This is a genomic window from Nocardia sp. NPDC058497, from assembly GCF_042720195.1.
Taxonomy (GTDB): Bacteria; Actinomycetota; Actinomycetes; order Mycobacteriales; family Mycobacteriaceae; genus Nocardia.
In genome coordinates, this window is the sequence record NZ_JBHXMY010000403.1 from 1,020 (window position 1) to 5,457 (window position 4,438).

General features: G+C 66.9%; 3 protein-coding genes. All 3 read left to right on the forward strand.

The window, feature by feature from the left end; translation table 11 throughout:
* On the forward strand, positions 1 to 758 hold a 758-nt coding region (locus ACFWPJ_RS23220; RefSeq protein WP_378854494.1), incomplete at its 5' end, for an ABC transporter substrate-binding protein.
* Complete coding sequence (locus ACFWPJ_RS23225) at positions 755 to 3,466, forward strand: oligopeptide/dipeptide ABC transporter ATP-binding protein (protein ID WP_378854495.1); 2,712 nt, start codon at positions 755 to 757, stop codon at positions 3,464 to 3,466. The genes ACFWPJ_RS23220 and ACFWPJ_RS23225, both read left to right, overlap by 4 nt.
* A gap of 49 nt (positions 3,467 to 3,515) precedes the next feature.
* On the forward strand, positions 3,516 to 4,438 hold a 923-nt coding region (locus ACFWPJ_RS23230; protein WP_378854496.1), incomplete at its 3' end, for an ABC transporter permease.

Below are 4,438 nucleotides of genomic sequence, written 5' to 3' on the forward strand. Positions count from 1 at the left end.
GACATCCGACGGCGTTCAAGTCGTCGATCTTCCTGAACTGGAAAAAGGGTGTGTTCTCCGATACCGAGTTCCGCCAGGCGATGCGCTCGGCAGTGGACGTTCCCGCGCTCATCAACCCGGCCTACGGTCCGACAGCCTCACGATCCACCCAGTTCTACCCGGCCGGAGTGCTGCGGGAGGGCGCTGCCCCGGACGCGCCCGATCACGACGTATCCAAGCTGAAGGCGCTGATTGCGGAGCTGCCGGACAGTGACAAGCAGATCGACCTCGCCTACGACGAGGCGGGCGGAGCGACCGATGCCCGCGTTGCCGAGCTGCTCCAGACACAGTTGGCAGCGCTGGGACTTGCTGCCACGGTGCGGGCCATGCCCACCTCGCAGGTGTTCGCACTGCATTCGGCGCCAATCGGGCAGCAGCCGCACATGCTGGTCCATGGGTCGGGCGGCGACGCGCTCAATGCCGACACCACACTGCGGATCTTCTTCCGCACAGGGGTATCGCCGATCAACTGGTTCAACTATTCGAATACCGCTCTCGACGACGTCATGGACGCCGGGCAGCGATCCCTCAGCAAAGCGGACGCCGAAGTGCACTGGGTCAAGGGCGCTGAGATCGTGATGAACCAGGCATGGGTTATCAACCTCTGCGATATCAAAGACTTCATTGTGACCAACTCCGGCATCGGCCAGATCGTGCACACGCTGCTGGGCCCGGGGATGGTGCCCATCAACCTTCTCCGGAAGGTGAAACCGAGTTGAAGCACACCCGCAACGGCGCGGCACGCGCAGACGGTGGCGGCCAGTCGGCCGCCGCGCTCACTCCCCGTGCCTGTGTGAGCGACCTCCATGTGACGTTTCGCAGCCGAGGCGTTGCGTTGCGCGCGGTCCGGGGCGTGAGCGTCGAGATCGCCGCCGGGGAGATCCTCGCCCTCGTGGGCGAGTCCGGCTCGGGCAAGAGTGTAGTGGGGCTGAGCTTGCTCGGACTCCAGGTCGGCGATCCGCCTGCGGTCGTCAGCGGACGGGCCGAGGTGTGTGGTGTCGACATGGTTGCCGCCTCGCCTGCCGAGCGACGCAGGATCCGTCGCGCCCACCTGGGCTCTGTCTTTCAAAATCCGATGACGTCACTGAATCCGACGATGCGAATCGGCGACCAGGTGCGGGAAGTCGCAGGCTCGAGTGCGGAGGCATGCCGGCTACTCGACCTGGTCGGTGTCCCGCAGGCCGGCCGCAGGCTGCGGGCGTACCCCCACGAGCTTTCCGCGGGATTGCGGCAACGGGTCATGATCGCGATCGCGATCGCGGCGGAGCCGGACCTGATCATTGCCGACGAACCGACGTCGGCGCTGGATGTCACCGTGCAGGCGCAGATTCTGGCGTTGCTTTCCGACCTGCGGGCGGAGCTCGGTTGCTCGGTGTTGCTGATCACCCACGATATCGGCGTCGCCGCAGAGGTCGCCGACCGTGCCGCGGTCATGTACGGAGGGCGCCTCGTCGAGATCGGCGCCATGACCGACGTCCTCGCCACCCCCTCCCACCCCTACACGGTCGGCCTGTTGGGTTCGCGACTCGATCTCGGCCTGCCGTTGGGCCACCGAATACCGGTCCTGACCGGCATGCCACCGGATCCCCGTCACCCTCCGTCGGGTTGTCCGTTCGCTCCGCGTTGCTCGCTCCGCACCGACGAATGCGATGAGTCGCTGATCCCCCTGACGCCGGCTGCCACACACTCCGGTCTCGCGGCGTGCATCCTCCCGGCACAGGTCGAGCGGACCCACGCGCGCGGGCCGACTCCCGCGTTCCCGCCGTTGGAAATCCCGGCCCGTCCGCGACCTGCCATGCGGTGCATCGAAGTCGGCAAGGACTTCCGAATTCGCAACGGCCTGGCCAGGCGCGAGAGGCTGTCGGTACTGCGCAACCTCAACCTGCAGGTGGAAGCAGGCGAGGCCGTCGCCGTGGTGGGCGAGTCCGGATCGGGCAAATCGACACTGCTGCGGATGATTGCGGGACTGGCGCAACCCGACAGCGGTGTCATCGAGCTGTCCGGATCATCGACGCAGATGATCTTCCAAGACGCCAGCGCGTCGCTGACGCCGTGGCTGACCGTCGGCCGACAGGTCGGCGAACGGCTGCCGCGGGCGCTCGGCCGGGCTGGTCGCCGGGCCCAGCTGGTCGCAGCGCTCGAACGCGTCGGGCTCCCGGCGGCCGTCGCCGACCTCCGTGCCGACAGCCTGTCGACAGGGCAGCGCCAGCGCGTCGCGTTCGCGCGGGCCACGATCGTTGTTCCCGCACTGTTGCTGTGCGATGAGCCGACCTCAGCGTTGGACGCGCCGCTGGCGGCGTCGACGTTGAACTTGATTCAGACACTGCGGCGCGAGTTCGGGCTGACGGTCATATTCGTCACCCACGATGTGGCCGCAGCGCGTTTCATCGCCGACCGCGTCGCGGTGATGTATCGCGGCGAGATCGTCGAGATCGGTGCCGCCGAGGAGGTGGCTCATGCACCGTCGCACCCGTACAGCAAGGCGTTGGTGGCTGCGGTGCCGAATCTCAGGAGCGCACCGGTACAGCTGCGCCGCAAGCCGACAGGCGCGACGAACATTCCGCCGGCGGCGCCCTCCACGAGCAGTGGCGCGCGCAGCGAATCGGCTGCCGCGGCAGTAGCGGCGCGCCGACGCTCGAAACCGGGTGATGTGATCACGTTGTGTGTGCTGGCGACGCTGATCGTCGTCATGCTCGGCGCGCCGTGGATTGCCCCCTACGACCCCGATCTACCGGTCGGGCCCCCGACATCCCCACCGAATGCGGCGCATTGGCTCGGTACCGACGAGGTCGGACGCGACATCCTGAGCCGCGTCCTGATCGGCATGCGCTCCAGCTGGTGGGGTGCACTCTGCGTGATCGCGTCCGGAATTGTCCTCGGCGGCGCTGTGGGGCTCGTCGCCGGCACCCTCGGCGGGTTCGTCGACCGGATCCTGATGCGCATCACCGATATCTTCATCGCCCTGCCTGCGTCCTTGCTCGCGATCGCCGTCGTCACCGCGATCGGGCCGTCGTATGTCCATACGCTGTCGGCGGTGGCACTCGTGTGGTGGCCGCTGTACGCGCGCGTTGTCCGGGGGGAGGTGACCAGGCTCCGATCGCTGCCGCATATCGACGCCGCGCGGCTGTCCGGTGCGGGCCGATTCCGGCTCGGCTGGCTGCACCTGTTACCTGGCGCGTGGCCGCCGACCATTATCGCGGCCAGTCTCGACGTCGGCGCCTTGATCCTGATGCTGTCCGGCCTCTCCTTCGTCGGGCTCGGTGCTCCCGCGCCTGCTCCCGAGTTGGGTGCGATGTGCGCGAGGGGACTTCCCTATCTGCTGGATTCCTGGTGGGTGCCGATCATGCCCGCGATCGGGCTTTTCGTGCTCGCCACGATCGCGAACTTCGCTGGTGACGTCATTCGCGACCGCCTCACCGATCGCTGACCGCCGGCCGGCATTGCCCCTTTCTTCCACCGCAAGGGAGAAACTCCGAATGCTCAAAGTCCTAGCCCGGCGCGGCAGTTCGACCATCCTCGTGCTGCTCGCGCTCGTCGCGGTGGTGTTCGTGCTCCGGCAAGTCTCGCCGGTCGATCCGGCTCGAGCGTTCGTCGGCGACAGGGCCTCCGCTGAGGTCGTCGAGCGAGCACGGCACGATCTCGGTCTCGATCGGCCGCTGCCGGTGCAGTATGTCGGCTACGTCGAGAAGGCGGCTACCGGCGACTTCGGACAGTCCGCGGTGACGCGGCGGCCGGTCAGCTCCGATATCGCCGACTATCTGCCCGCCACAGCGGAACTGATCATCTGTGGCTTTGTGCTGGCCGTTCTGCTCGGCTTGCTGCTCGGACTGGCGACAGCACTGCGGTGGCCCGGGTCGGGCGCCCTTCGATTCGTGCTGATCGGCGGATCGTCGATGCCGATATTCCTCGCCGCCTTGCTCGGAATCCTGTTGTTCTACAAAGAGTTCGGGGTTCTCCCCGCCCGCGGACGCAGCTCCTACAGCGACGCACCCGACGGACCGACCGGGTTCTTACTCATCGACTCGCTGCTTGCCGGGCGGCCGAGCGTATTCATCGATGCGGTCGAGCACTTGATTCTTCCCGTCGTGTGCTTGTCCATGGTCCCCGCGGTCGCCATCGGCCGGGCACTCCGTAGCAGCCTGCAGCACACCCTGCGCTCGGACTACGTTCGCACTGCCCGCGTCAAAGGCATGACCGAGCTACGCGTCGTCGTCAAACACGCGTTGCGGAATTCGGTGAACTCGACTCTGTCGATCGCGGGCATGCAGGTCGCTGCCATGTTCGGCTCCGACATCCTGCTGGAACTGATTTTCGCCTGGCCCGGCATCGGCCTCTACACCGCGCAAGCCATCAAAGCCAGCGACTACACCGCCATCGCCGGGATCACCTTGACACTCGG